A 22,475-nucleotide genomic window follows, 5' to 3' on the forward strand; every position below is an offset into this window, starting at 1 on the left:
CTCCGGGTATCGGGTGAACGGAACGGAAGGAGCGTCGCGCTTCTTCCGTTTTCTTTTGGAGTGAGTCCATGTCTTATCACTGGAACTGGGGCATCCTGCTGAGTCCGGTATCGACCGGGGAGCCCACTACCTACCTCGGCTGGCTGATTTCCGGCTTCTGGGTGACCGTCACGGTGTCGCTCGCCGCGTGGGTGATCGCGCTCGTGATCGGTTCGCTGTTCGGCATCCTGCGCACGGTCCCGAATCGCTTTCTTGCGGGCATCGGCACGGTCTACGTGGCGATCTTCCGCAATATTCCGCTGATCGTGCAGTTCTTCATCTGGTATCTCGTGATTCCGGAGCTGCTGCCGCCGTCCATCGGAAACTGGTTCAAGCAACTGCCGCCAACCGCGCAGTTCTTTTCGTCGTCGATCATCTGTCTCGGGCTCTTCACCGGCGCGCGCGTGTGCGAACAGGTGCGCTCGGGCATCAACGCGCTGCCTCGCGGCCAGCGCGCCGCCGGCCTCGCCGTGGGGCTCACGCAATGGCAGACGTATCGCTATGTGCTGATGCCCGTCGCGTACCGCATCATCGTGCCGCCGCTCACGTCGGAATTCCTCAACGTGTTCAAGAACTCGGCGGTCGCGTCGACCATCGGTCTGCTCGATTTGTCGGCGCAGGCGCGCCAGCTCGTCGACTACACGGCGCAGACGTATGAGTCGTTCATCGCGGTGACGCTCGCCTACATGCTGATCAACCTGATCGTCATGCTCTTGATGCGCTGGGTCGAAGCAAAGACCCGGTTGCCCGGCTACATCGGAGGCAAGTGATGCATCATTTCAACTGGAGTGGCGTCATCGGCTCGCTGCCGACCCTCTGGACCGGCGCGATCATCACGCTGCAGATCACGGTGCTCGCCATCGTCGTGGGCATCGTCTGGGGCACGGTGCTCGCGCTGATGCGGCTCTCGGGCGTCAAGCCGCTCGAATGGTTCGCGAACATCTACGTCACGCTGTTTCGCTCGATCCCGCTCGTGATGGTGCTGCTGTGGTTCTTTTTGATCGTGCCGCAGTTCCTGCAGAATGTGCTCGGGCTCTCGGCCGACATCGACATCCGGCTCGCCTCCGCGATGGTCGCGTTCTCGCTCTTCGAGGCCGCTTATTATTCGGAGATCATCCGCGCGGGCATTCAGTCGGTCTCGCGCGGGCAGGTGAACGCGGCGTTCGCGCTCGGCATGACCTACGCGCAGGCGATGAAGCTCGTCGTGCTGCCGCAGGCGTTCCGCGCGATGGTGCCGCTCTTGCTTACACAGGCCATCGTGCTCTTTCAGGACACGTCGCTCGTCTACGTGATCAGCCTCGCGGATTTCTTCCGCACCGCGACGAACGTGGGCGACCGTGACGGCACGACCGTCGAGATGGTCCTCTTCGCCGGGGCATGCTATTTCGTGGTCTGCGTGCTGGCATCGGCCCTAGTCAAAAGTCTTCAGAAAAAGGTCGCAAGATGATCTCTTTGAAAAATGTTTCCAAGTGGTACGGCCCGTTCCAGGTGCTGACCGACTGCACGACCGAAGTGAAAAAGGGCGAAGTGGTCGTCGTGTGCGGCCCGTCGGGCTCGGGCAAGTCGACGCTCATCAAGACCGTGAACGGCCTTGAGCCGTTCCAGAAGGGCGAGATCACGATCAACGGCCAGTCCGTCGGCGACAAGAAGACGAATCTGTCGAAGCTGCGCTCGAAGGTCGGCATGGTGTTCCAGCACTTCGAACTGTTCCCGCATCTGTCGATCGTGCAGAACCTGACGCTCGCGCAAATCAAGGTGCTCGGCCGCTCGAACGACGAAGCGATGGCGAAGGGGTTGAAGCTTCTGGATCGCGTCGGACTGCGCGCTCACGCCGAGAAATATCCGGGCCAGTTGTCGGGCGGTCAGCAGCAGCGCGTGGCGATTGCGCGCGCGCTGTCGATGGACCCGATCGCGATGCTCTTCGACGAACCCACCTCCGCGCTCGACCCGGAGATGATCAACGAAGTGCTCGACGTGATGGTCGAACTGGCGCAGGAAGGCATGACGATGATGTGCGTCACGCACGAAATGGGCTTCGCCAAGAAGGTCGCGCATCGCGTGGTCTTCATGGACAAGGGGCTCATCGTGGAAGACGACAAGAAGGAAGAGTTCTTCGCGAACCCGAAGTCGGATCGCGCGAAGGATTTTCTCGCGAAGATCCTTCACTGAGCTTCGTTTCGCTCGCTGCAATGAAAAAACGGCCCCTTGCAAAAGAGGCCGTTTTCTCGTGAGCGTTACTTCGTATTGTCCTGAACGGTGGCGTCGGGCGCGTTCGTCTTCACCGACTCGATGCCGTTGTCGCGCGCCGACGCGCTGCTGTAGCTTTCGCTCACGCCGATCACTTCGTGATTGCCGGCCTTGAGCGTGAACATCGGTTCGCCTTTGGTGTTGTCCTTGCGTTGATAGCGCTCGTCGAGCGGCGCGTTCTTGCGCACGGATTCGATCCCATGCTCCGCCGACGCGCGCGTCACGTACGTCTCGCTTCGCAGGATCGGCTCGCCGTTACCGGCGCGCAGGTTGAAATAGAACTGCCCGTTGCTCGCTTTGTCGATCACGAATTTTCCTGACATGGCGCTTCCTTTCGCGGTGGATGAAGCTTGAGTCGGAGGGTTCGACGCACCAGTCGATGCTATTCGATGCCGAGCGCCGTCTCGACGGCGGCGTTCGTCTCGATCTTCAACGCCGATTCCACGCAGACCTTGCAAAGCGGCTCGGCGGCCTTCGTCGCCACCTCTTCCGGCACGGGAATATTCACGGTTTTTTGCAGCGCGCCTTTCTGGAACATCGCGAGATCGCCGGGGGCGAAGCGAGTCCAGATTTCGTTGTCGGTGAGCGGCGACGTCGCGATCACCGCGACGCGGTCTTCCGGCGTCGTGTACTTCGCGAAGTCGATCGACATGTCGGCGTCGATCAGATGAGCGGTCGAGAATGGCCAACTGCGCACCAGATAATAGAGATGTGTCGAGCAATGCGAAAAGAGCGCCTGACCGTTCGACATCAGGAAATTGAACACGCCGTATTGCGTGATCTCGCGCGTGAGCGTGGCGAGCGCGTCGAAGAGTTCGTCGAGCGGCGGCTGCGAACCGGGGAACGCCTCGCGCAAGCCTTGCAGCAACGCGCAAAACGCGAGTTCGCTGTCGGTCGTGCCGACCGGCTGATAGACGCCCCCTAACTGCGGCGCGTGGCCTTTCAGGTCGCCGTTGTGCGCAAAGATCCAGTGTCGGCCCCACAACTCGCGCAGGAACGGATGGCAGTTTTCGAGCAGGATGTGCCCTTGCGTCGCCTTGCGGATATGCGCGATCGTGTTCTTCGACTTGATCGGATAGCGCTTGACCATCTCCGCGAGCGGCGAGCTGGCCGACGATTGATGGTCGATGAACAGCCGGCATGCCTTGTCTTCGAAGAAGGCGATGCCCCAGCCGTCGGCGTGATGATCGGTGACGCCGCCGCGCGCCGCGAAACCCGTGAACGAAAACGTCACGTCGGTCGGCTCCGCGCAGTTCATTCCAAGAAGTTGGCACATGTTGCTGGGGCTGCAGGCTGGGTGTCGGAGCGAATTGTTACAATGCTGTCTCGCAAGCATATCACCGAGCCCACGCCCGAAAATATCGATCGTCCGGCTGCCCGCGGGCATCGTTGTTGATTTTCCACGGCGATTTTTCCCGATATCGCTTCAGTGCCGCTTCAGTGCCGCTCCCGTGACGCTTCCATCACGCGCCGCGCCGCTTTCGATGTGCGCCAAAGGCTCGTGTCCCGCAAATCCGATCGTCTTCGCTGTCAAACCGCCATGTCCGCTCAACACGCCGCTTCCGAATCGCAGTCTCCCGCCACGCTCACCATCGCGCGCCCCGACGACTGGCATCTGCACGTGCGCGACGGCGCGATGCTCGCCGCCGTGCTGCCGCACACCGCGCGCCAGTTCGGCCGCGCGATCATCATGCCGAACCTGCGCCCGCCGGTGACGACGACGGAGATGGCCGCCGCGTATCGCGAGCGGATTCTGGCCGCGCTGCCGAAGGACGGCCCCGGCGCGCGCTTCGAGCCGCTGATGACGCTCTATCTCACCGATAACACGCCGCCCGACGAAATCCGTCGCGCGCGCGAAAGCGGCTTCGTTCACGGCGTGAAGCTGTATCCGGCGGGCGCGACGACCAACTCGGACGCCGGCGTGACCGACCTGGCGAAATGCGCGAAGACGCTCGAAGCGATGCAGGAAGCCGGCATGCCGCTTCTCGTGCACGGCGAAGTGACCGACCCGGCGATCGACTTGTTCGATCGCGAGAAGGTGTTCATCGACCGCGTGATGACGCCGTTGCGCCGCGATTTTCCGGCGTTGAAGGTCGTTTTCGAGCACATCACGACGAAAGACGCCGCCGAATACGTGCGCGACGCGAGCGGCCCGGAAGGCACCCTCGGCGCGACGATCACCTCGCATCACCTGCTGTACAACCGCAACGCGATTTTCCTCGGCGGGATTCGTCCGCACTATTACTGCCTGCCGGTGTTGAAGCGCGAGACGCATCGCGTGGCGCTCGTCGAGGCGGCGATCTCGGGTAATCCGCGCTTTTTCCTCGGCACCGACAGCGCGCCGCATCCGAAGGGCTTGAAGGAGCACGCGTGCGGCTGCGCGGGTTGCTACACGGCGCTGCATGCGCTGGAGCTGTACACCGAAGCCTTCGATCAGGCCGGCGCGCTCGACAAGCTGGAAGGTTTCGCGAGCTTCTACGGCCCCGATTTCTACCGTCTGCCGCGCAGCACCGAGACGGTGACGCTGCGTCGCGAATCGTGGACGCTGCCGGCCCAGTTCGCCGCCGGCGACACGGAAGTCGTTCCGCTGCGCGGCGGCGAGTCGATCGGCTGGCGGCAGATTTAAGCGCTTTTGGATTGTTCGGGCATGCTGGAAACCGCCGCAGATCCACACACGGCGTTCGCGCGCGTCGACTGGAGCCAGCCGTGGCTCGCGGCGCTCGCCGAGCGGGGCGCGCGCTGGCAGGAAGCGGCGCTCGCCGACTACGCCACCTATCTGAGCGCGCTCAACGTCGACGCCCGGCGCGCCGCGCTGTCGACCGGCCGCGGCAACGCGCTGTCGTTCATCGCACAGGACGACCTGCCGCCGGGCGCGTCCTACGAAGGACACATCGCCGCGACCGGTTGCGTCCCGACGCGCCACAATCTGCACGATTTCTTCAACGCGTCGATGTGGTTCCAGTATCCGCGGATCAAGGCGGCGTTGAATGCGCTGCAAGCCGGGCAGATCGACGCGCTCGGCATCGGACCGACGCGCGGCGGGTTGCGCGACGCGCTCACGCTCTTCGACGAAAACGCGGTGCTTTTTGCGTCGTGCGATCCACGGGTGTCCGAGGCGCTGCGCGAGTTCGACTGGCAGTCGCTCTTCGTGAGCCGCCGCGACGCGTGGGGCGAACGCTGCGAGGCGCGCATTTTCGGTCACGCGCTGCTGGAAAAGCTGGTCGCGCCGTACAAGGCGTGCACGGGACACGCGTGGATCGTGGAAGTCCCGCCCGCCTATTTCTCCGCCGACGATGCGCAACGTCGCGCGCTGCTCGACGAGCGCATCGCGGGCATGCTGCTCGCCGCGCCGCCGACGAGCCGCGATTTCGCGCCGCTGCCCGTTCTGGGCGTGCCGGGCTGGTGGCCGGAGAACGAATCGACGGCGTTCTACGACGATGTCTCAGTGTTTCGCTCCGGCCGTCGCCATCGCTGAACCGCGCGTTGGCGACGGGTCGGCTTCCAGCGCCCATGTTAAAATTTGCGCAGCAAAGCAGGCCAGGCAGTCGCGGCTTTTCCGGTTTCGGCCGGGAAGGGCGAGGAAAGTCCGGACTCCACAGGGCAGGGTGATGGCTAACGGCCATCCGTGGCGACACGCGGAACAGGGCAACAGAAAGCAAACCGCCGATGGCCCGATGCAAATCGGGATCAGGTAAGGGTGAAACGGTGCGGTAAGAGCGCACCGCGGCTGTCGCGAGACAGACCGGCACGGTAACCTCCACCCGGAGCAATTCCAAGTAGGCAGGCGCGCATCTTCGGGATGCAGGACGGGGCCCCCGTTTCGTCTGCGGGTAGGAAGCTTGAACGCGTCAGCAATGGCGCGTCTAGAGGAATGACTGCCACGCGCAGCGCGTCTTCGGATGCGCTGCATGCACAGAATCCGGCTTATCGGCCTGCTTTGCCTTCGCTTAAAGTCAAAAAGCCGGCGTCAGTGATGACGCCGGCTTTTTGCATCCTGGCCTGCTTCGCCGCGATCAGGCCGCGACGATGTCGAACGAATGGGTCAGCTCGGCCGTCTTCGCGAGCATGATCGACGCCGAGCAGTATTTGTCGTGCGACAGGTTGATCGCCCGCTCGACGGTCGCCGGGTTGAGGTTCTTGCCCGTCACGGTGAAGTGGAAGTGGATCTTCGTGAAGACTTTCGGGTCTTCGCTGGCGCGCTCGGCCTTGAGCGTGACCGAGCATCCGGCGACTTCCTGACGGCTCTTCTTCAGGATCATGACGACGTCGTAGGCCGTGCAGCCGCCCGTGCCGAGCAGCACCATTTCCATCGGACGCGGGGCGAGATTGCGGCCGCCGCCGTCGGGTGCGCCGTCCATCGTGACGAGGTGGCCGCTGCCGGTTTCGGCCGCGAACGCCATACCGTCCTGTCCCATCCAGCTTACTTTGCATTCCATGCTCAGGCTCCAGCGCAACTCAAGACGTTGTTGTACAAAACTACATTGTAGCGGGTCGGTCGTTTCCAGCACGCCGCCGATAAGCGCATATACGGGTTGACGGCGCGGTTATCAACCGTGCGGTATGAGCAACGTTGGGCGGTTCGCGAGACTGAGCAGGTCCTCTAATGCGTCGATTCGATTGGACAAGCGGCTTAGAGTGAATCTAGCTGATTGTTTTTAAAAGAAAAACAATCGCCGCAAGCATGCCTCTGAGATTTCGAATTATGAAATCAATTCTCACCATGCAAATTTTCTTGCGTTGCAGAAACTGCCTGCCTATACTCGGCTCATTGGTTGTCGAAGTTGGACATCTCTACCGCGTCTCCTCCACCTCCTCCTTTGGTGGATTAAGCTCGAGCCTCAGTTGCCCGGGCTTTTTTTCGCCTTTTCCCCTCGCGCGCGCGGTCCATTCGAGCAAGTTTTGACTCGATACCAGAAAACCCCTTATAATTCAAAGTTCTCTTCGCACCATGCCCGCGGAGGGAGCTCAGGGAGAGCCTGCACGCGCCTCGATGCGCAACATTCATACAAGCGGGACATCAAGGGCACAGTTATTTTTTTGGATCGATCATGAAGACGTTTTCCGCAAAAGCCCATGAGGTGACGCGTGAATGGTACGTGATTGACGCGACGGATAAGATTCTCGGCCGTGTCGCCAGCGAAGTGGCACGCCGTCTTCGCGGCAAGCACAAACCCGAGTTCACCCCGCACGTCGACACTGGTGATTTCATCATCATCATCAACGCCGGCAAGCTGAAGGTCACGGGCAACAAGACCACGGACAAGAAGTACTATCGTCACTCGGGCTACCCGGGCGGCATCTACGAAACGACGTTTGGCAAGATGCAAGAACGCTTCCCGGGCCGCGCGCTCGAGAAGGCCGTGAAGGGCATGCTGCCGAAGGGTCCGCTCGGCTACGCGATGATCAAGAAGCTGAAGGTCTACGCCGACGCAACGCATCCGCATACGGCTCAACAGCCTAAAGCGCTCGAGATCTAAGGGGAGCCCACATGATCGGTAACTGGAACTACGGTACGGGCCGCCGCAAGAGCGCCGTCGCTCGTGTCTTCATCAAGGCAGGCAAGGGCGACATCGTTGTCAACGGCAAGCCCATCGCTGACTACTTCTCGCGCGAAACGTCGCTGATGATCGTGCGTCAGCCGCTGGAACTCACGAACCACGCTGTCACGTTCGACATCAAGGTCAACGTGTCGGGCGGCGGCGAAACGGGTCAGGCCGGTGCGGTTCGCCACGGCATCACCCGCGCGCTGATGGACTACGACGCAACGCTGAAGCCGCAACTGTCGAACGCTGGCTTCGTCACGCGTGATGCGCGTGAAGTGGAACGTAAGAAGGTCGGTTTCCACAAGGCACGCCGCAGGAAGCAATTCTCGAAGCGTTAAGCCGTATCCGCGCGTTTCGCTTTGCTGGTCGAAAGCGGAACTGCTGCGAAAAGCCGCCGGCGTCATGCGCCTGGCGGCTTTTTCATTGGAGCGGGCGATTCGCGACTGTGCTTATAGCCCATTGATTACATGGACTTCCAGCACAATATTGAGATCGGCCCTACAATGACGGATAGAAGCTTTTTTGGAGAGTTCGAATGAACGCTGTCACCGACACCCCCACGACCGAAATGCCGTTGCCGTTCGTCTTCACCGACGCGGCCGCCGACAAGGTCAAGCAACTGATCGACGAAGAAGGCAATCCGGACCTGAAACTGCGCGTGTTCGTGCAGGGCGGCGGCTGTTCGGGCTTCCAGTATGGTTTCACGTTCGACGAAGCCGTCAACGAAGACGATACCGTGATGGACAAGAGCGGCGTGCAACTCCTGGTCGATTCAATGAGCTACCAGTATCTGGTCGGCGCCGAAATCGACTATAAGGACGACCTCAACGGCGCGCAGTTCGTGATCAAGAACCCGAACGCGACGACGACTTGCGGCTGCGGCTCGTCCTTTTCGGTGTGATGGTTTCGCGTCGAAGGCCGTAAAGAAAACGGAGCCTGCGGGCTCCGTTTTTTATTGCGCCGATCAAACCGACGCCCCGCTCAATGCGGATAGATCGCGCCGAGCACGCGATCGCCGGCCGCGCCCGTCACGGCCGCGAGATTACCGGGCTCGCGAGCCACGCATCGCATCGCGAGCCACGCGAAAGCGAGGGCTTCGACCTGCTGCGGCGGCACGCCGAGCGCTTCGGTCGTCATCACCGGCACGCCCGGCACGCCGATTTCTTCCAGCGCCTGCTGGATCGCGTTCATCAGCACGGAATTGCGTGCGCCGCCGCCGCAGACGTAGACCGCGCGCGTGTCGGGCGCATGCCGCTGAATCTCGCGAGCGATGCTTACCGCTGTCAGCGCGACGAGCGTCGCCTGCACGTCGGCGGGTGCGACGGCCGCGAACGCCGCCAGCTTCGCATCGAGCCAAACCGGATTGAACAGATCGCGCCCGGTGCTCTTGGGCGGCAATTGTCCAAAGAACGGTTCGTCGAGCAACGCGTTCAGAAGCGGCCGGTTCACCTCGCCCTGCGCCGCGAAATGACCGCCTTCATCGTAGGGCTTTTGAAGGTGCCTGTGCGCCCATTCGTCGAGCAGCGCGTTCGCCGGTCCGCAATCGAACCCACGCACCGAGCCATCCGCCGACAGGATCGTGATGTTGCTGATGCCGCCCAGATTGCAGACGACGCGCGTCTCGCCCTTCGCGCCGAACACCGTCGCGTGGAACGCCGGCACGAGCGGCGCGCCCTGGCCGCCCGCGGCGACATCGCGGCGCCGAAAATCGGCGATCACGTCGATGTTCGTCATTTCGGCGAGCAGCGCGGGATTGTTGATCTGCGTGGTGTAGCCCTTGTCCGGCCGATGCCGCACCGTTTGTCCGTGTACGCCGATCGCGCGCACTTTCGTCGCCGAGCAGTTGCTCATGCTCTGCAGTTCGTGGCAACAGACGGCGTAGCGCGTCGCGAGCGCGTTGGCACAGAGCGCGGCGCGTTCGAGTTCGTTCTCGCCGGGCGCCTGTAGCGCGAAGAGCGCGTCGCGCAGGCCTTGCGAGAAGCTCACGTGCGCTTCGCCCAGTACGACCGGAGGCTTGCCGGTCACGAACTGGACGGCCACGCCGTCGACGCCGTCCATGCTCGTGCCGGACATCAGACCGAAATAGACGCCGTCCGCCTTGCCCGCTTCGATTGCCTCGGGTTTTCGTCCCACGCTCGTCTCCTGTCTGGTCCCATGCACATAGTTGCGGCCGATGCCGGTTTCGTCGATCAAGCGCGATTATCCGCGCATCGGGGCGAATCGTTAAGGTGCGTCGGAATCGGCCGAGTGCCGCGACACGCGCGTGCCGCGGGCAAAAACGGGGCGAAGCGTGGCGTCATCGCGTAAAATCCTTTGCCTGAACAAGCAGTTGCATCCGCATTGCGCAATTGCCTTGCAGCATCATCTGTCAGCGCCGGCCAATCGGCTTTCATGCCGAATCGCCCGGCCAGGCCGCGAGACGGCCTTCGAACCACTTTCATTTCAAAAGTCGCGAGCATGACCACTGACTCCACCGCATCCTCCGCGCCCGCGGCGCAAGCTTTCCCCATCACCGCCGAAGTCCGCGCCGCGCTCGCGATCGCCAAACGCGGTTGCGACGAACTGCTGATCGAAGACGAATTCGCGCAGAAGCTCGCGAGGAGCGCCGCGACGGCCAAGCCGTTGCGCATCAAGCTCGGCCTCGATCCGACCGCGCCGGACATCCACATCGGCCACACGGTCGTGCTGAACAAGATGCGGCAGTTGCAGGACCTCGGGCACACGGTGATCTTCCTGATCGGCGATTTCACTTCGCTGATCGGCGATCCGTCGGGCCGCAATGCGACGCGTCCGCCGCTCACGCGCGAGCAGATCGAAGCGAACGCGAAGACGTATTTCGATCAGGCGTCGCTCGTGCTTGATCGTGAGAAGACCGAGATCCGCTACAACAGCGAATGGTCGATGCCGCTCGGCGCCGACGGCATGATCAAGCTCGCGTCGCGCTACACGGTCGCGCGCATTCTGGAACGCGAGGATTTCACCCGGCGCTTTCAGGGCGGCGTGCCGATTTCGATCCACGAATTCCTGTATCCGCTGATGCAAGGCTACGACTCGGTCGCGCTGAACGCCGACCTCGAACTCGGCGGCACGGACCAGAAATTCAACCTGCTGGTCGGTCGTGAATTGCAGAAGCAGTACGGCCAGGAACAGCAGTGCATCCTGACGATGCCGTTGCTCGAAGGGCTCGATGGCGTCGAAAAGATGTCGAAGTCGAAGAACAATTACATCGGCATCAGCGAAAAACCCGCCGACATGTTCGGCAAGCTGATGAGCATCTCCGACACGTTGATGTGGCGTTACTTCGAGCTGCTGTCGTTTCGCAGCATCGAAGAAATCGCGCGCTTCAGGAAGGAAGCGGAAGAAGGGCGCAATCCGCGCGATTTCAAGGTGATGCTCGGCCAGGAAATCGTCGCGCGTTTCCATTCGGCAGCCGATGCAGAACTCGCGCTCGACGACTTCAACCGTCGCGCGAAGGGCGGCGTGCCGGACGACATTCCGGCGGTGACGCTCGCGGGCGCGCCGGTCGCGATCGGCCAGTTGCTGAAGCAAGCGGGGCTCGTGCCGTCGACGAGCGAGGCGCTGCGCAACATCGAGCAGGGCGGCGTGAAGATCGACGGCGCCACGGTCTCCGACAAGGGTCTGAAGATCGAAGCGGGCGAGTTCGTCGTGCAGGTCGGCAAGCGCCGTTTCGCACGCGTCACGCTGACGGCGTAAGCGGTGATCGCGCTCATCCAGCGGGTTCGGCGCGCGGAAGTGCGCGTCGGCGAGCGCGTGACCGGCGCGATCGACGCGGGCCTGCTCGCGCTCGTGTGCGCCGAGCGCGGCGATACCGAAGCGGTCGCCGACAAACTGCTCGCGAAGATGCTCGCGTATCGCGTATTCAGCGACGCGGCGGGCAAGATGAATTTGTCGGTGCAGAACGTCAATGGCGGCGTGTTGCTCGTCTCACAGTTTACGCTCGCCGCCGATACGTCGAGCGGCCTGCGTCCGAGCTTCACGCCCGCGGCGCCGCCCGACGAAGGTAAGCGGCTCTTCGACTACTACGTGTCGCGGGCGCGCGCGAGCCATCCGGTCGTGGAGACGGGCGAATTCGGCGCCGACATGCAGGTGTCGCTCGTGAACGACGGACCGGTCACGTTCTGGCTGCAAGTTCGCCCGTGACCGGGCATCGATAACTCAATCCAGGCGCTCATGACCACGCAAATCCTCTTCATCCGGCACGGCGAAACCGACTGGAACAGCATCAAGCGCATTCAGGGCCACATCGACATCCCGCTCAACGCGCACGGTTTCATGCAAGCCGGGCAACTCGCGGCGCGCGTGGTGCGCGATGTGAAGGCGGGAGCGCGGCTGGATGCGGTCTATTCGAGCGATCTGCAGCGCGCGCAGCAGACGGCGCATCCTTTCGCCGACGCGCTCGGCTTGCCGATGCAACTCAGCGCAGGATTGCGCGAGCGCTGGTACGGCGCGTTCCAAGGCCACGACAGCGACGAGATCAGCCAGAAGTTTCCCGACGAATACGTCGAATGGCAGACGCGCGATCCCGGCTTTGCGCCGCCAGGCGGCGAGTCGCAGCGCGCCTTTTATCATCGCGTGCTGCATGCGGTCGAACCGATCGTGGCGGCGCATCCGGACGGGCGCGTCGCGTGCGTCGCGCATGGTGGCGTGCTCGATTGCATCTACCGGTTCGCGATGGGCGTGTCGCTCCAGGAGCCGCGCAAGTGGCCGCTGCTCAATTGCAGCATGAATATCGTCGATTTCGACAAAGGCGCGGCGTCGGTCGTGGCGTGGGGCGACATCGCGCATCTTTCGACCGACACCAGCGACGACGGCCTCAGGAAAACGGCTTAAGCGTTCGCGTCCCAGAGGTCTCGAATCGGGCCGGCATCGGGCGCGGCGAGACCAAAGTGGCGGTAGGTCAGCAACGTGGCGACGCGTCCGCGCGGCGTGCGTTGCAGGAAGCCCTGCTGTATCAGATACGGTTCGAGCACGTCCTCGATGGTGTCGCGCTCCTCGCCGATCGCCGCCGCAAGATTGTCGACGCCCACCGGTCCGCCGTCGAACTTGTGCAGGATCGCTTCCAGCAGCTTCCTGTCCATCAGGTCGAAGCCGACCGGATCGACGTCGAGCATTTTCAGTGCGGCGTCCGCCACAGGCGCGGTGATGTTGCCGTCCGCCTTCACTTCGGCGAAGTCGCGCACCCGGCGCAACAGCCGGTTCGCGATCCGCGGCGTGCCGCGCGAACGCTTCGCGATTTCCAGCGCGCCTTCGGGCACGATCTCCGCCTTCAAAAGCGACGCCGAACGCATGACGATGCGCGCCAGTTCGCTCGCGTTATAAAACTCGAGCCGCGACACGATGCCGAAGCGGTCGCGCAGCGGATTGGTCAGCATGCCGGCGCGCGTCGTGGCGCCGACCAGCGTGAACGGCTGAAGATCGAGCTTGACGCTGCGCGCGGCCGGCCCTTCGCCGATCATGATGTCGATCTGATAATCCTCCAGCGCCGGATACAGGATTTCCTCGACGACCGGCGACAGCCGGTGAATCTCGTCGATGAACAGCACGTCGTTTGCTTCGAGATTGGTCAGCAGCGCCGCGAGGTCGCCGGCGCGTTCCAACACCGGACCCGACGTCTGCCGCAAGTTCACGCCCATCTCGCGCGCGATGATGTGCGCGAGCGTCGTCTTGCCGAGGCCCGGCGGGCCGAACAGGAGCACGTGGTCGAGCGCTTCGGAACGGCGCTTCGCCGCCTCGATGAAGATTTCGAGCTGGCCGCGCACCTTTTCCTGACCGACGTATTCGTCGAGCTGGCGCGGACGCAGCGCGCGCTCGAACGCTTCCTCGTTCGGCGAGACGGGCGTGGCCGAAATGATGCGTTCGGCGGCGAGTTTGTCGGTTTCGATCATGCTTCGATTGTACAGCGTGCCCGTTGCGCGGAAAGCTGGCCGAACGGGCTAGTGTCGCGGCGCGCGCGGCCGTGCGAAGCTGTGCGTTCCTAGCTCTTCGACAGCGCCTTCAACGCGAGCTTGATGCCTTCCGACACGCCCGTGCCGGCTGGAACGTTCTTGACCGCCGCGAGCGCTTCCTTCTCGGAGTAACCCAATGCCAGCAATGCGTTCAGAATGTCGCCCGCGTGATCCGACGCCGATACCGCGCCCGCCGCCGCGCCCAGTTCGGCGCCGAGCTTGCCTTTGAGTTCGAGCAAGAGCCGCTCGGCCGTCTTCTTGCCGATGCCCGGCGTGCGCGTGAGGCGCGCGGCGTCTTGCAGCGTCACCGCCTGCGCGAGTTCCTGCACGCTCATGCCAGAAAGCACGGCGAGCGCCATGCGCGCGCCGATGCCGCTGATCTTGAGCAACTCGCGAAACGTGTTGCGCTCCTCTTGCGTGCCGAAGCCGTAGAGCAGATGCGCGTCCTCGCGCACGATCAGTTGCGTGAGCAGCGCAACCTTTTCGCCGGTATGCGGCAGGTTGTAGAACGTGCTCATCGGCACGGCGAGTTCGTAGCCGACGCCGTTGCAGTCGACGATGAGGTGCGGCGGGTTTTTTTCCAGCAGAACGCCGGCGATGCGACCGATCATGGTGAGAGATTCGAAGTGGAGTTATCCGACGAGACGGCCGCGCCGCACGCGCAAGCCTTTCTTCGCGAGCGACGGCGCGATGCCGCCGAGCGTCGCGAGCGCGCCGCCGCCATGCGCGTGACAGATCGCCATGCCGAGTGCGTCGGCGGCGTCGGTGCTGGGAACGCCCGAGAGGCTCAAAAGGCGCACGACCATCTGCTGCATCTGTTCCTTCGTCGCGCGCCCGTAGCCGACGACCGCCTGCTTCAGTTGCAGCGCGGTGTATTCGGCGACCGGCACGCCGCTCGCGACCAGCCCGCAGATCGCGGCGCCGCGCGCCTGGCCGAGCAGCAGCGTGGATTGCGGATTGACGTTGACGAAGACTTTTTCGATCGCCGACTGGTCGGGATTGTGTTGCCTGACGAGCGTCGAAACGCCTTCGAAGATCGTGTTCAGACGCGACGGCAGGTCGGCATCGGCGGTCTTGATGATGCCGCTCGTCACGTAGGTCAGCGTGTGGCCGGTTTGATCGATGACGCCGAAGCCGGTGACGCGCAGGCCCGGGTCTATGCCGAGGATTCGCATGGGCTCGCTGGTGTTCGGTTGTCACGCACGGCGGTTCTCTTTTTGGAGTCGGACACGAACGTATTGTCGGCGTCGCGCGCGATTGCGGCAACGCCGGCGACCGTCGCGCGGCGGCGCACCAGCAGGCGCCACGCGTCGGTCATGCGTGGCTTAGTGCCGGAAGTGGCGCGTGCCGGTCAGGATCATCGCGACGTTGTGCTCGTCGGCGGCGGCGACCACTTCGTCGTCGCGCATCGAGCCGCCCGGCTGAATCACGCAGGTCGCGCCCGCGTTCACCACCACGTCGAGGCCGTCGCGGAACGGGAAGAACGCGTCCGACGCGACCGCCGAGCCCGTCAGCGTGAGACCGGCGTTCTGCGCCTTGATGCTCGCGATGCGCGCCGAATCCACGCGGCTCATCTGACCCGCGCCGACGCCGAGCGTCATGCCGTTGCCGCAGAACACGATCGCGTTCGACTTCACGTACTTCGCCACGCGCCAGGCGAACATCAGGTCGTCCATTTCCCTGGGCGTCGGGTGGCGCTTCGTCACAACGCGCAATTCATGCGGCTGCACGTTCTTCGAATCGAGCGACTGCACGAGCAGCCCGCCGCCGACGCGCTTCAGGTCGAACGCGTTGTGGCCGTCGCCCGTCGCGATCTGCAAGAGACGCACGTTCTGTTTTGCGGCGAACACGGCCTTCGCGGCAGCGCTGAACGAAGGCGCGATCAGCACTTCGACGAACTGCTTCGCCACGGCCTGCGCCGTCGCTTCGTCCACTTCGCGATTGAACGCGATGATGCCGCCGAACGCGGAAGTCGGATCGGTCTGGAACGCCTTCGAATACGCTTCGTGCGCGCTCGCGCCGACTGCCACGCCGCACGGATTCGCGTGCTTGATGATCACGCACGCGGGCGCGTCGAAGGTCTTCACGCATTCCCACGCGGCATCGGAATCGGCGATGTTGTTGTACGACAGTTCCTTGCCCTGCAACTGCGTGTAGTTCGCGAGCGCGCCCGCCGGCGCGCTGAGGTCGCGATAGAACGCCGCGCTCTGATGCGGGTTCTCGCCGTAGCGCAGGTCCTGCACCTTCTCGAACGCGAGATTGAACGTCGACGGATACGTGTTGCGGTCCGCGTGACGCAGCTCTTCGGTCAGGCTCGTCAGATAGTTCGTGATCGCGCCGTCGTATTGCGCGGTGTGCGCGAATACCTTCGTCGCGAGCTTGAAGTTGGTCGCGTAGCCGACCGCGTTGCCGTTCGCGCGCATTTCGTCGAGCACCGTGGCGTAGTCGGCGGGATCGACCACGACCGTCACGTCGCGATGATTCTTCGCCGCCGAACGCAGCATCGTCGGGCCGCCGATGTCGATGTTCTCGATCGCGTCTTCCAGCGAGCATTCCGCCTTCGATACCGTCTGCACGAACGGATACAGGTTCACGACGAGCAGGTCGATCGTCGGAATGTCGTGCGCCTCCAACGCGGCCATGTGTTCGGGCAAGTCGCGCCGCGCCAGGATGCCGCCGTGCACCTTCGGATGCAGCGTCTTCACGCGGCCGTCGAGCATTTCCGGGAAGCCGGTGTAGTCGGCGACTTCGGTCACGGGCAGACCCGAGTCGGCGAGCAGTTTCGCCGTGCCGCCGGTCGACAGGATCTTGACGCCGAGATCCGACAGCGATTTCGCAAAATCGACGATGCCGGATTTATCGGAGACGGAGATGAGCGCTTGCTTGATCATGATGAAGGCTGAAACCGAAGTAGGCGAAGTGGAAATGCGGGGCGGACCGTCGCGACGGCCCCGGAGGATCAAATCAGTCCGTGCTGTTGCAGCTTCTTGCGCAGCGTATTGCGGTTGATGCCGAGATATTCGGCCGCGAGCGACTGATTGCCGCCCGCCTGCTCGAGCACCACTTCGAGCAGCGGTTTTTCGACGCACGAAATCACCATGTCGTAGACGTCGTGCGGATTCGAGCCGTCCAGGTCCTGGAAATAGTTGTCCAGGCTCTGGCGGACGCATTGTTCGATGTTGTTTCTGCTCATGCGGCTAGTCGGTCTGTGTTGTTTTGCCCGTCGCACGATGCTTCGTCGGCGCCTGCTTCCGGGTCGGCTCTGTCGTCCACGTAGACGAGCCGGTCGGACAATGCCTTCTGGGCGTCGAAAAATTCGTTGACGGCGAGCAGTTGTTCTCGTGTGGTGTCCAGCGTGTTCATGCGATGCCGGAACGTGCTGGCGCCAGAAAGGCCGCGAGTGTACCAGCCGATGTGTTTGCGCGCAGTCCGTACGCCCGTGAATTCCCCATAGAAGGCGTAGTGATCTTCGAGGTGCTCGTTCATCACCTGCTGGATCTCGTCGATGCGCGGCGGCAGCAGGCATTCGCCCGTCAAAAGAAAATGCTCGATCTCGCGAAACAGCCACGGACGGCCCTGCGCCGCGCGGCCGATCATGATGGCGTCGGCGCCGGTGGCGGCGAGCACGTCGCGCGCCTTTTCGGGCGTGCCGATGTCGCCGTTCGCAACCACCGGAATCGCAACCGCTGCTTTCACGGCCGCGATGGTCTCGTACTCCGCTTCGCCCTTATACAGATCGGCGCGGGTGCGGCCGTGCACGGTCAGCATCGAGATGCCGGCGTTTTCCGCGATCCGCGCGATGGTGAGCGCGTTCTTGTTGTCGCGATCCCAGCCGGTGCGGATTTTCAGCGTGACGGGCACGGCATCCGGCCCGATGCCGACCGCCTGCACCACCGCCTCGACGATCCGCGCGACGAGCGGCTCGTTCTGAAGCAGCGCCGAGCCGGCCGCGACGTTGCAGACCTTCTTCGCGGGACAGCCCATGTTGATGTCGATGATCTGCGCGCCGTTCGCGACGTTGTGACGCGCGGCAACGGCGAGCATCTGCGGGTCGGCGCCCGCGATCTGCACGGAGATCGGCTCGACTTCGCCCGCGTGGTTCGCGCGGCGCATCGTCTTTTCGCTTTTCCACAACTGCGCGTTCGACGCGACCATCTCCGACACCGCGTAGCCCGCGCCCATGCGCTTGCACAACTGCCGGAACGGGCGGTCGGTGACGCCCGCCATCGGGGCGACGAAGAGATTGTTGCGAAGGACGTGTGGACCGATGCTGGGCATGAACGCGAGCCGCGCCCGCCTGACACGGCGGACGCAATGATGCTGTAGGAAAACGCGTATTTTAGCGCGAACGGCTTGCTGAATTTAAGTGCAATCGACTGCAAGTCGTTAAATCTTCTATGAAAGTCGGGGCCTTCGTTGAGGATAAGTGGCGCTCGCGGGCCCGGATGGCCGGGCCCGCGACGTGCGCGCGCGACTTAGCGCCGCTGTCCGAACATCATCTGGCGCGCGAGTGCGGTCTTCACCGGCGGCACGAATTCCAGCGCGGTGAGCGCGAGGCCGCGCAGCGCGGCGAGCGGCGGGAAGTCGACCGTGAAAAGGCGCGCGAGCGTGTCGGTGGCGCCGATCGTCAGGCGCCGGTCGAGTGTGCGCGCCTTCGCGAAGTGCGCGAGCGCGAGCGCCGTCGCGCCGTAGGAGGAAAGCGCGTTACACAGTGCGTGCGCGTCGCGCAGACCGAGGTTCAGACCCTGTCCCGCGACCGGGTGCAGCGTCTGCGCCGCGTTGCCGATCGCGACCGTGCGCCGGTCCACCAGCGCGTGCAGCGCGTTCAGGCCGAGCGGGAAGGCGGCGCGGCCCGCGATGCGCGTGAAGCGCCCCATGCGTTCGCCGAACGCGGCGCCGAGTTCCGCGAGAAACGCTTCGTCGGGCAGCGCAGCGCGGCGCGCGGCCTCGTCCGGCGTGCAGCACCAGACGAGCGAGTAGTCCGCGTGACGCGCGCCGCCGCTTGGCAGCAACGCGATCGGGCCTTCGGGCGTGAAGCGTTCCCACGCGACATTCGGCTGCGGCGCCGACACGCTCACCGCGCCGACGATCGCCGTCTGGCCGTAGTCGCGCGCGTGTTCGCGCGTGTCCTGATACAGCCCGCCTTCCGCATTCACCAGCACGCGCGCGCGGATCGTGCGTTCGCCGCTCGCGGTTCGGACCGGCAGCGTGACGCCTTCGTGATCCTGGATCGGCGCGAGCGCGGTCGTTTCGGTGAGCCAGTGCACGCCGGTCGCGCGCACGCCGTTCGCGAGCGCGCCGACGAGCGACCCGTAGCGCACCACGTAGCCGAGTTCGGGCAGTTCGTGCTCGTCGTGCTCGATGAGCGTGCGCCCGAAGTGGCCGCGCTGCGAGACGTGGATGCGGCGGATCGGCGTTGCGTCGGCGGGAAAGCCGAGCGGTTCGAGCATCGTGCGGCTGCCGTGCGACAGCGCGAGCGATCGCGGATCGCCCGACGCCGCCTCGGGCGTGCGCGCGTCGACGAGCGCGACCGACAGCCGCGAGGTCGCGCTGCGCCTCGCGAGCCAGCCTGCGAGCGCGAGTCCGACCGGTCCCGCGCCGACGATCGCGATGTCGTAATCGTAGTGGGCGATGTCGCTCATGTGCGCCTCATCAGTGCTTCGATTTCATCGGCGGCGACGGGCACTTCGCGCGTCAGCAGCTCGCAGCCGTTTTCCGTGACGATGGCGTCGTCCTCGATGCGGATGCCGATGTTCCAGTAACGTTCCGGCACGCCCTCGGCCGCGCGCACGTAAAGGCCCGGCTCGATGGTCAGCGCCATGCCCGGCTTGAGCATGCGCCACGGCCGCGCGCCTGCTTCGTCGAGCGGGCCGTCGTGATCGCGGTAGTTGCCGGCGTCGTGCACGTCCATGCCGATCCAGTGGCCCGTGCGGTGCATGTAAAAAGGCGCGTAGGCGCGCTGGGCGATCACGTCGTCGACGGTGGGCAATTGCGTCTTGTCGACGATGCCCGTGTCGAGCAATCCCTGCGACAGCACGCGCAACGCGGCCTGATGCGGCGCGTCGAAGCTCACGCCCGCGCGCGTCGCGTCGATCGCGGCGGCCTGCGCCGCGAGCACGATGTCGTAAAGCTCGCGCTGCGCGGACGTAAAGCGACCGGAAGCGGGAAAGGTGCGCGTGATGTCGGACGCGTAGCCGTCGAGCTCGCAGGCGGCGTCGATCAGGATCAGGTCGCCTTCCTGCACGACCGTGTTACCCGCTGGATAGTGCAGCACGCAGGCGTTCGCCCCCGCCGCGACGATCGATCCGTAAGCCGGCGCCTGCGCGCCATGCCGGCGGAACGTGTAGAGCAGTTCGGCTTCGATTTCGTATTCGCGCATGCCGGGACGGCAGGCCCGCATGGCGCGACGGTGCGCTTCGGCGGAAATCGATGCCGCGCGCCGCATGATCGCGACTTCGTGCGCGTCCTTGACGAGGCGCATTTCGTCGAGGAGCGGCAGCAGGTCGTGCGCGAACGACGGCGCGCGCACGCCGATGCGGCTTTGCGCGCGCACGGCGGCGAGCCAGCCGCGCACTTTCTCGTCGAGCGACGCAGAGGCGCCGAGCGCATAGTGCAGCGCGGGCGACTCCGCGATGAGGCGCGGCATGTGTTCGTCGAGCGAATCGGCGGGGAACGCGGCGTCCAAGCCGAACGCTTCGCGCGCGGCTTCCGGGCCGAAGCGAAAGCCTTCCCAGGTCTCGCGCTCGACGTTCTTTTCGCGGCAGAAGAGGATCGATGAAGGCTCGCCGTCCTTGGCGCCTGCGTCGAGCACGAGCGTCGCTTCGGGCTCGGCGAAGCCCGTCAGGTAGTAGAAATAGCTGTCGTGGCGGAACGGATAGTCGGTGTCGCGGTTGCGCATGACTTCCGGCGCGGTCGGCACGATGGCGACGCCGCCGCCCGCGGCCGCGAGCGCTGCAAGAACGCGGGCGCGGCGGGCGCGGTAGACGTCGATGGCGGATTCGGTCTGAGAGTTCATGAAGCGATTGTAGCGCCCGCCTGAATCGTTCGCGGGCGCCGCCGCCTCATTCCTCGCGAGGCGCGTCCGGAGTCGCCGGACGATTGCGCACGCTGCCCGCGATCAGGTCGAAGCGGAACAGGCGGCATTCGAGCGCGCCGTTGAAAAGCGGCGTTTTCGTCGATTCGCGCAGGCGCATGAGACCCGGGAGCTTGCGGTCCGAGGTCAGCACGTAGGCGCGCCAGCCCGGAAAGCGCTGCTTCAACGCGTTGCCGAAGGAAATGAAGAACTCCGTGTCGGCGGGATCGGGCTGGGCGCGGGTGAAGGCGTCGTCGTCTTCGTCGTCGCGTTCGCGCCGGCCTCGGCCAGTGTCGCGGATCTCGCCGCGCGGGCCGCGCCCGCGTACCTCGATGCGCTCGCCGTAAGGCGGATTCGCGACGAGGATGCCGGGCGCGTCCGACGGCGGCGTCATGTTGCGTGCGTCGATCTGCTTGAGCGGAAAGTCGGGCAGACCGGCGCGGTCGAGATTCGCGCGCGCCTTGTCGAGCATGTCGCCGGAGATGTCGCTGCCGAAGATCTGCAAGTCGGCACGCGAACTGCGCGCGGCGCGCTTTGCGTCGACGGCGGCGACCTTCAGCTTCTGCCACGCGTTGACGTCGTATTGCTTGAGCTTCTCGAAGCCGAAGCGCCGCTCGACGCCCGGCGCGATGTTCAGCGCCACTTGCGCGGCCTCAGCGAGGAAGGTGCCGCTGCCGCACATCGGATCGTAGAGCGGCGTGCCGGGCGTCCAGCCGGTCAGGCGCAGGATGCCCGCGGCGAGATTTTCACGTAAAGGCGCCGCGCCCTTGTCGAGCCGCCAGCCGCGCTTGAAGAGCGGGTCGCCGGAGGTGTCGAGATAGAGCGTGCATTCGTTGATCGTCAGGAACGCGAAGACGCGCACGTCGGGCTGCGCGGTATCGATGCTCGGACGCGAGCCGCTCAGTTCGCGCAGACGGTCGCAGACGGCGTCCTTCACGCGCAGCGTCGCGAATTCGAGGCTGCGCAGCGGCGACTTGATCGCGGTGATGTCGACGCGCATCGTCTGGTTCGGCGTGAACCATTGTTCCCATTGCTGCTGATACGCGAGTTCGTAGATGTCGTTTTCGCTGCGATACGGGCCGTGCGCGATCTTCAGGAGCACGCGGCTCGCGATGCGCGAATGCAGGTTCGCCGCCATGCCCGCGGCCCAGCCGCCACGAAAGTGCACGCCGCCAGGGACTTGCGCGCCCGCCTTGAATGGCGCGCCCGAGAGATGGCGCTGACCGATTTCGGCGAGTTCGGCCGCGAGAGGCGCTTCGAGGCCGCGCGGGCAGGGGACAAACCAGTCGAAAAGGGGAGGGGCCATGGTGCGGTGCTGAGGTGAGGTCTATGAAGGCGACATTGTACGCGGGGGCGCGTCGTGCAGCCTCGTTGCGCCGAGCCTGAAGGGAGTGTCTGAATTTTTGTGTGCGAGGCAGATAAAAACCTGCCGTGGCAGGTCATCAATTGCATTTTACAAATGATTCCTGGTGAAACGATCCTCGTAGAGGATCGCGAACTGGTTCATCGCAGCTTTCCAGTCATGCGCCGCGCGGCTCCAGTCGGCAGTGATATTGCGCAAGGCCAGCCACAGCAGTTTGGTCGCGGCCTCGTCCGTCGGGAAGTGAC

The 22,475-nt window shown here is 64.3% G+C and carries 24 protein-coding genes, 1 other RNA gene and 1 pseudogene; 12 read left to right on the forward strand and 14 right to left on the reverse strand.

Annotation, left to right across the window (positions count from 1 at the left end):
• The first annotated feature begins 68 nt into the window (after positions 1–68).
• Genes AWB66_RS06175 through AWB66_RS06185 form a run of 3 tightly spaced genes read left to right on the forward strand, consistent with a single transcriptional unit; the run spans position 69 to position 2,208 of the window.
• Entirely contained in the window at positions 69–809 is a 741-nt protein-coding gene (locus tag AWB66_RS06175; RefSeq protein WP_087629376.1) for an amino acid ABC transporter permease, read from the forward strand.
• Entirely contained in the window at positions 809–1,486 is a 678-nt protein-coding gene (gene gltK / locus AWB66_RS06180; RefSeq protein ID WP_087629377.1) for a glutamate/aspartate ABC transporter permease GltK, read from the forward strand. Before AWB66_RS06175 ends, gltK begins: the two co-directional genes overlap by 1 nt.
• A complete protein-coding gene (locus AWB66_RS06185) occupies positions 1,483–2,208 on the forward strand; it encodes an amino acid ABC transporter ATP-binding protein (protein ID WP_087629378.1) in 726 nt (241 codons plus the stop codon). The genes gltK and AWB66_RS06185 overlap by 4 nt, the downstream gene beginning before the upstream one ends.
• Positions 2,209–2,273: 65 nt before the next feature.
• On the opposite strand, the gene AWB66_RS06190 is transcribed toward AWB66_RS06185, so the two are convergent.
• Positions 2,274–2,609: a YegP family protein gene (locus tag AWB66_RS06190; protein ID WP_087629379.1), complete on the reverse strand. Its 336-nt coding sequence runs from the start codon at positions 2,607–2,609 to the stop codon at positions 2,274–2,276.
• Between the two features lie 59 nt (positions 2,610–2,668).
• The gene (locus AWB66_RS06195; RefSeq protein ID WP_087629380.1) at positions 2,669–3,562 is read right to left on the reverse strand and encodes a class II glutamine amidotransferase; all 894 of its coding nucleotides are present in this window, start codon (positions 3,560–3,562) and stop codon (positions 2,669–2,671) included.
• Positions 3,563–3,826: 264 nt separating this feature from the next.
• Here AWB66_RS06195 and pyrC point away from each other — a divergent pair, with 264 nt between their 5' ends.
• The 3 genes from pyrC to rnpB all read left to right on the forward strand — a co-directional run bounded on the left by pyrC (position 3,827) and on the right by rnpB (position 6,229).
• A complete protein-coding gene (gene pyrC, locus AWB66_RS06200; RefSeq protein WP_087629381.1) occupies positions 3,827–4,912 on the forward strand; it encodes a dihydroorotase in 1,086 nt (361 codons plus the stop codon).
• Between the two features lie 21 nt (positions 4,913–4,933).
• Positions 4,934–5,761, forward strand: coding sequence for a DUF3025 domain-containing protein (locus tag AWB66_RS06205; protein ID WP_087629382.1), 828 nt, complete (start codon positions 4,934–4,936; stop codon positions 5,759–5,761).
• A gap of 54 nt (positions 5,762–5,815) precedes the next feature.
• An RNA gene (rnpB, locus tag AWB66_RS06210) (RNase P RNA component class A) lies at positions 5,816–6,229 on the forward strand.
• Positions 6,230–6,299: 70 nt separating this feature from the next.
• On the opposite strand, the gene AWB66_RS06215 is transcribed toward rnpB, so the two are convergent.
• Complete coding sequence (locus tag AWB66_RS06215) at positions 6,300–6,722, reverse strand: OsmC family protein (RefSeq protein WP_087629383.1); 423 nt, start codon at positions 6,720–6,722, stop codon at positions 6,300–6,302.
• 612 nt (positions 6,723–7,334) lie between these two features.
• Here AWB66_RS06215 and rplM point away from each other — a divergent pair.
• The 3 genes from rplM (at position 7,335) to erpA (ending at position 8,730) form a co-directional block, all read left to right on the forward strand.
• Positions 7,335–7,763, forward strand: a complete 429-nt coding sequence (gene rplM, locus AWB66_RS06220; protein WP_062632786.1) for a 50S ribosomal protein L13 — start codon at positions 7,335–7,337, stop codon at positions 7,761–7,763.
• A gap of 11 nt (positions 7,764–7,774) precedes the next feature.
• Positions 7,775–8,167 (forward strand): 30S ribosomal protein S9, encoded by a 393-nt coding sequence (rpsI, locus tag AWB66_RS06225; RefSeq protein WP_087629384.1) that lies wholly within the window; start codon positions 7,775–7,777, stop codon positions 8,165–8,167.
• Positions 8,168–8,364: 197 nt separating this feature from the next.
• The gene (erpA, locus tag AWB66_RS06230; RefSeq protein WP_087629385.1) at positions 8,365–8,730 is read left to right on the forward strand and encodes an iron-sulfur cluster insertion protein ErpA; all 366 of its coding nucleotides are present in this window, start codon (positions 8,365–8,367) and stop codon (positions 8,728–8,730) included.
• A gap of 80 nt (positions 8,731–8,810) precedes the next feature.
• On the opposite strand, the gene AWB66_RS06235 is transcribed toward erpA, so the two are convergent.
• Positions 8,811–9,941 (reverse strand): anhydro-N-acetylmuramic acid kinase, encoded by a 1,131-nt coding sequence (locus tag AWB66_RS06235; protein ID WP_087629427.1) that lies wholly within the window; start codon positions 9,939–9,941, stop codon positions 8,811–8,813.
• 345 nt (positions 9,942–10,286) lie between these two features.
• On the opposite strand from AWB66_RS06235, the gene tyrS reads away from it, so the two are divergent.
• From tyrS to AWB66_RS06250, 3 genes are read left to right on the forward strand one after another with little or no spacing between them, the layout of a single operon-like run.
• Positions 10,287–11,543 carry a tyrosine--tRNA ligase gene (tyrS, locus tag AWB66_RS06240; protein ID WP_087629386.1) on the forward strand — a complete coding sequence of 419 codons (1,257 nt, stop codon included), beginning with the start codon at positions 10,287–10,289 and terminating at the stop codon, positions 11,541–11,543.
• Between the two features lie 3 nt (positions 11,544–11,546).
• The gene (gene dtd / locus AWB66_RS06245) at positions 11,547–11,990 is read left to right on the forward strand and encodes a D-aminoacyl-tRNA deacylase (RefSeq protein ID WP_087629387.1); all 444 of its coding nucleotides are present in this window, start codon (positions 11,547–11,549) and stop codon (positions 11,988–11,990) included.
• A gap of 30 nt (positions 11,991–12,020) precedes the next feature.
• A complete protein-coding gene (locus AWB66_RS06250; protein WP_087629388.1) occupies positions 12,021–12,680 on the forward strand; it encodes a histidine phosphatase family protein in 660 nt (219 codons plus the stop codon).
• Here the strand turns inward: AWB66_RS06250 and ruvB are convergent.
• From ruvB to AWB66_RS06300, 10 genes and pseudogenes are all read right to left on the reverse strand, one after another.
• The gene (gene ruvB, locus AWB66_RS06255; protein ID WP_087629389.1) at positions 12,677–13,735 is read right to left on the reverse strand and encodes a Holliday junction branch migration DNA helicase RuvB; all 1,059 of its coding nucleotides are present in this window, start codon (positions 13,733–13,735) and stop codon (positions 12,677–12,679) included. The two genes, AWB66_RS06250 and ruvB, sit on opposite strands and share 4 nt — an antisense overlap.
• An 89-nt stretch (positions 13,736–13,824) precedes the next feature.
• Positions 13,825–14,406, reverse strand: a complete 582-nt coding sequence (gene ruvA / locus AWB66_RS06260; protein ID WP_087629390.1) for a Holliday junction branch migration protein RuvA — start codon at positions 14,404–14,406, stop codon at positions 13,825–13,827.
• Between the two features lie 21 nt (positions 14,407–14,427).
• Positions 14,428–14,970 carry a crossover junction endodeoxyribonuclease RuvC gene (ruvC, locus tag AWB66_RS06265; RefSeq protein WP_087629391.1) on the reverse strand — a complete coding sequence of 181 codons (543 nt, stop codon included), beginning with the start codon at positions 14,968–14,970 and terminating at the stop codon, positions 14,428–14,430.
• 150 nt (positions 14,971–15,120) lie between these two features.
• Entirely contained in the window at positions 15,121–16,686 is a 1,566-nt protein-coding gene (gene purH / locus AWB66_RS06270; RefSeq protein WP_087629392.1) for a bifunctional phosphoribosylaminoimidazolecarboxamide formyltransferase/IMP cyclohydrolase, read from the reverse strand.
• Positions 16,687–16,754: 68 nt separating this feature from the next.
• Positions 16,755–16,988 (reverse strand): Fis family transcriptional regulator, encoded by a 234-nt coding sequence (locus AWB66_RS06275; protein ID WP_062632768.1) that lies wholly within the window; start codon positions 16,986–16,988, stop codon positions 16,755–16,757.
• The gene (gene dusB / locus AWB66_RS06280) at positions 16,985–18,073 is read right to left on the reverse strand and encodes a tRNA dihydrouridine synthase DusB (protein WP_087629393.1); all 1,089 of its coding nucleotides are present in this window, start codon (positions 18,071–18,073) and stop codon (positions 16,985–16,987) included. Before dusB ends, AWB66_RS06275 begins: the two co-directional genes overlap by 4 nt.
• A 197-nt stretch (positions 18,074–18,270) precedes the next feature.
• A complete protein-coding gene (locus tag AWB66_RS06285; protein WP_087629394.1) occupies positions 18,271–19,437 on the reverse strand; it encodes a UbiH/UbiF/VisC/COQ6 family ubiquinone biosynthesis hydroxylase in 1,167 nt (388 codons plus the stop codon).
• A complete protein-coding gene (locus AWB66_RS06290) occupies positions 19,434–20,810 on the reverse strand; it encodes an aminopeptidase P N-terminal domain-containing protein (protein ID WP_087629395.1) in 1,377 nt (458 codons plus the stop codon). Before AWB66_RS06290 ends, AWB66_RS06285 begins: the two co-directional genes overlap by 4 nt.
• A 46-nt stretch (positions 20,811–20,856) precedes the next feature.
• Positions 20,857–22,173, reverse strand: coding sequence for a THUMP domain-containing class I SAM-dependent RNA methyltransferase (locus AWB66_RS06295; protein ID WP_087629396.1), 1,317 nt, complete (start codon positions 22,171–22,173; stop codon positions 20,857–20,859).
• Between the two features lie 147 nt (positions 22,174–22,320).
• Positions 22,321–22,475: pseudogene (locus AWB66_RS06300) on the reverse strand (IS256 family transposase); the annotation flags it as partial.

The sequence above is a fragment of the Caballeronia telluris genome, assembly GCF_001544495.1.
GTDB lineage: Bacteria > Pseudomonadota > Gammaproteobacteria > Burkholderiales > Burkholderiaceae > Caballeronia > Caballeronia telluris.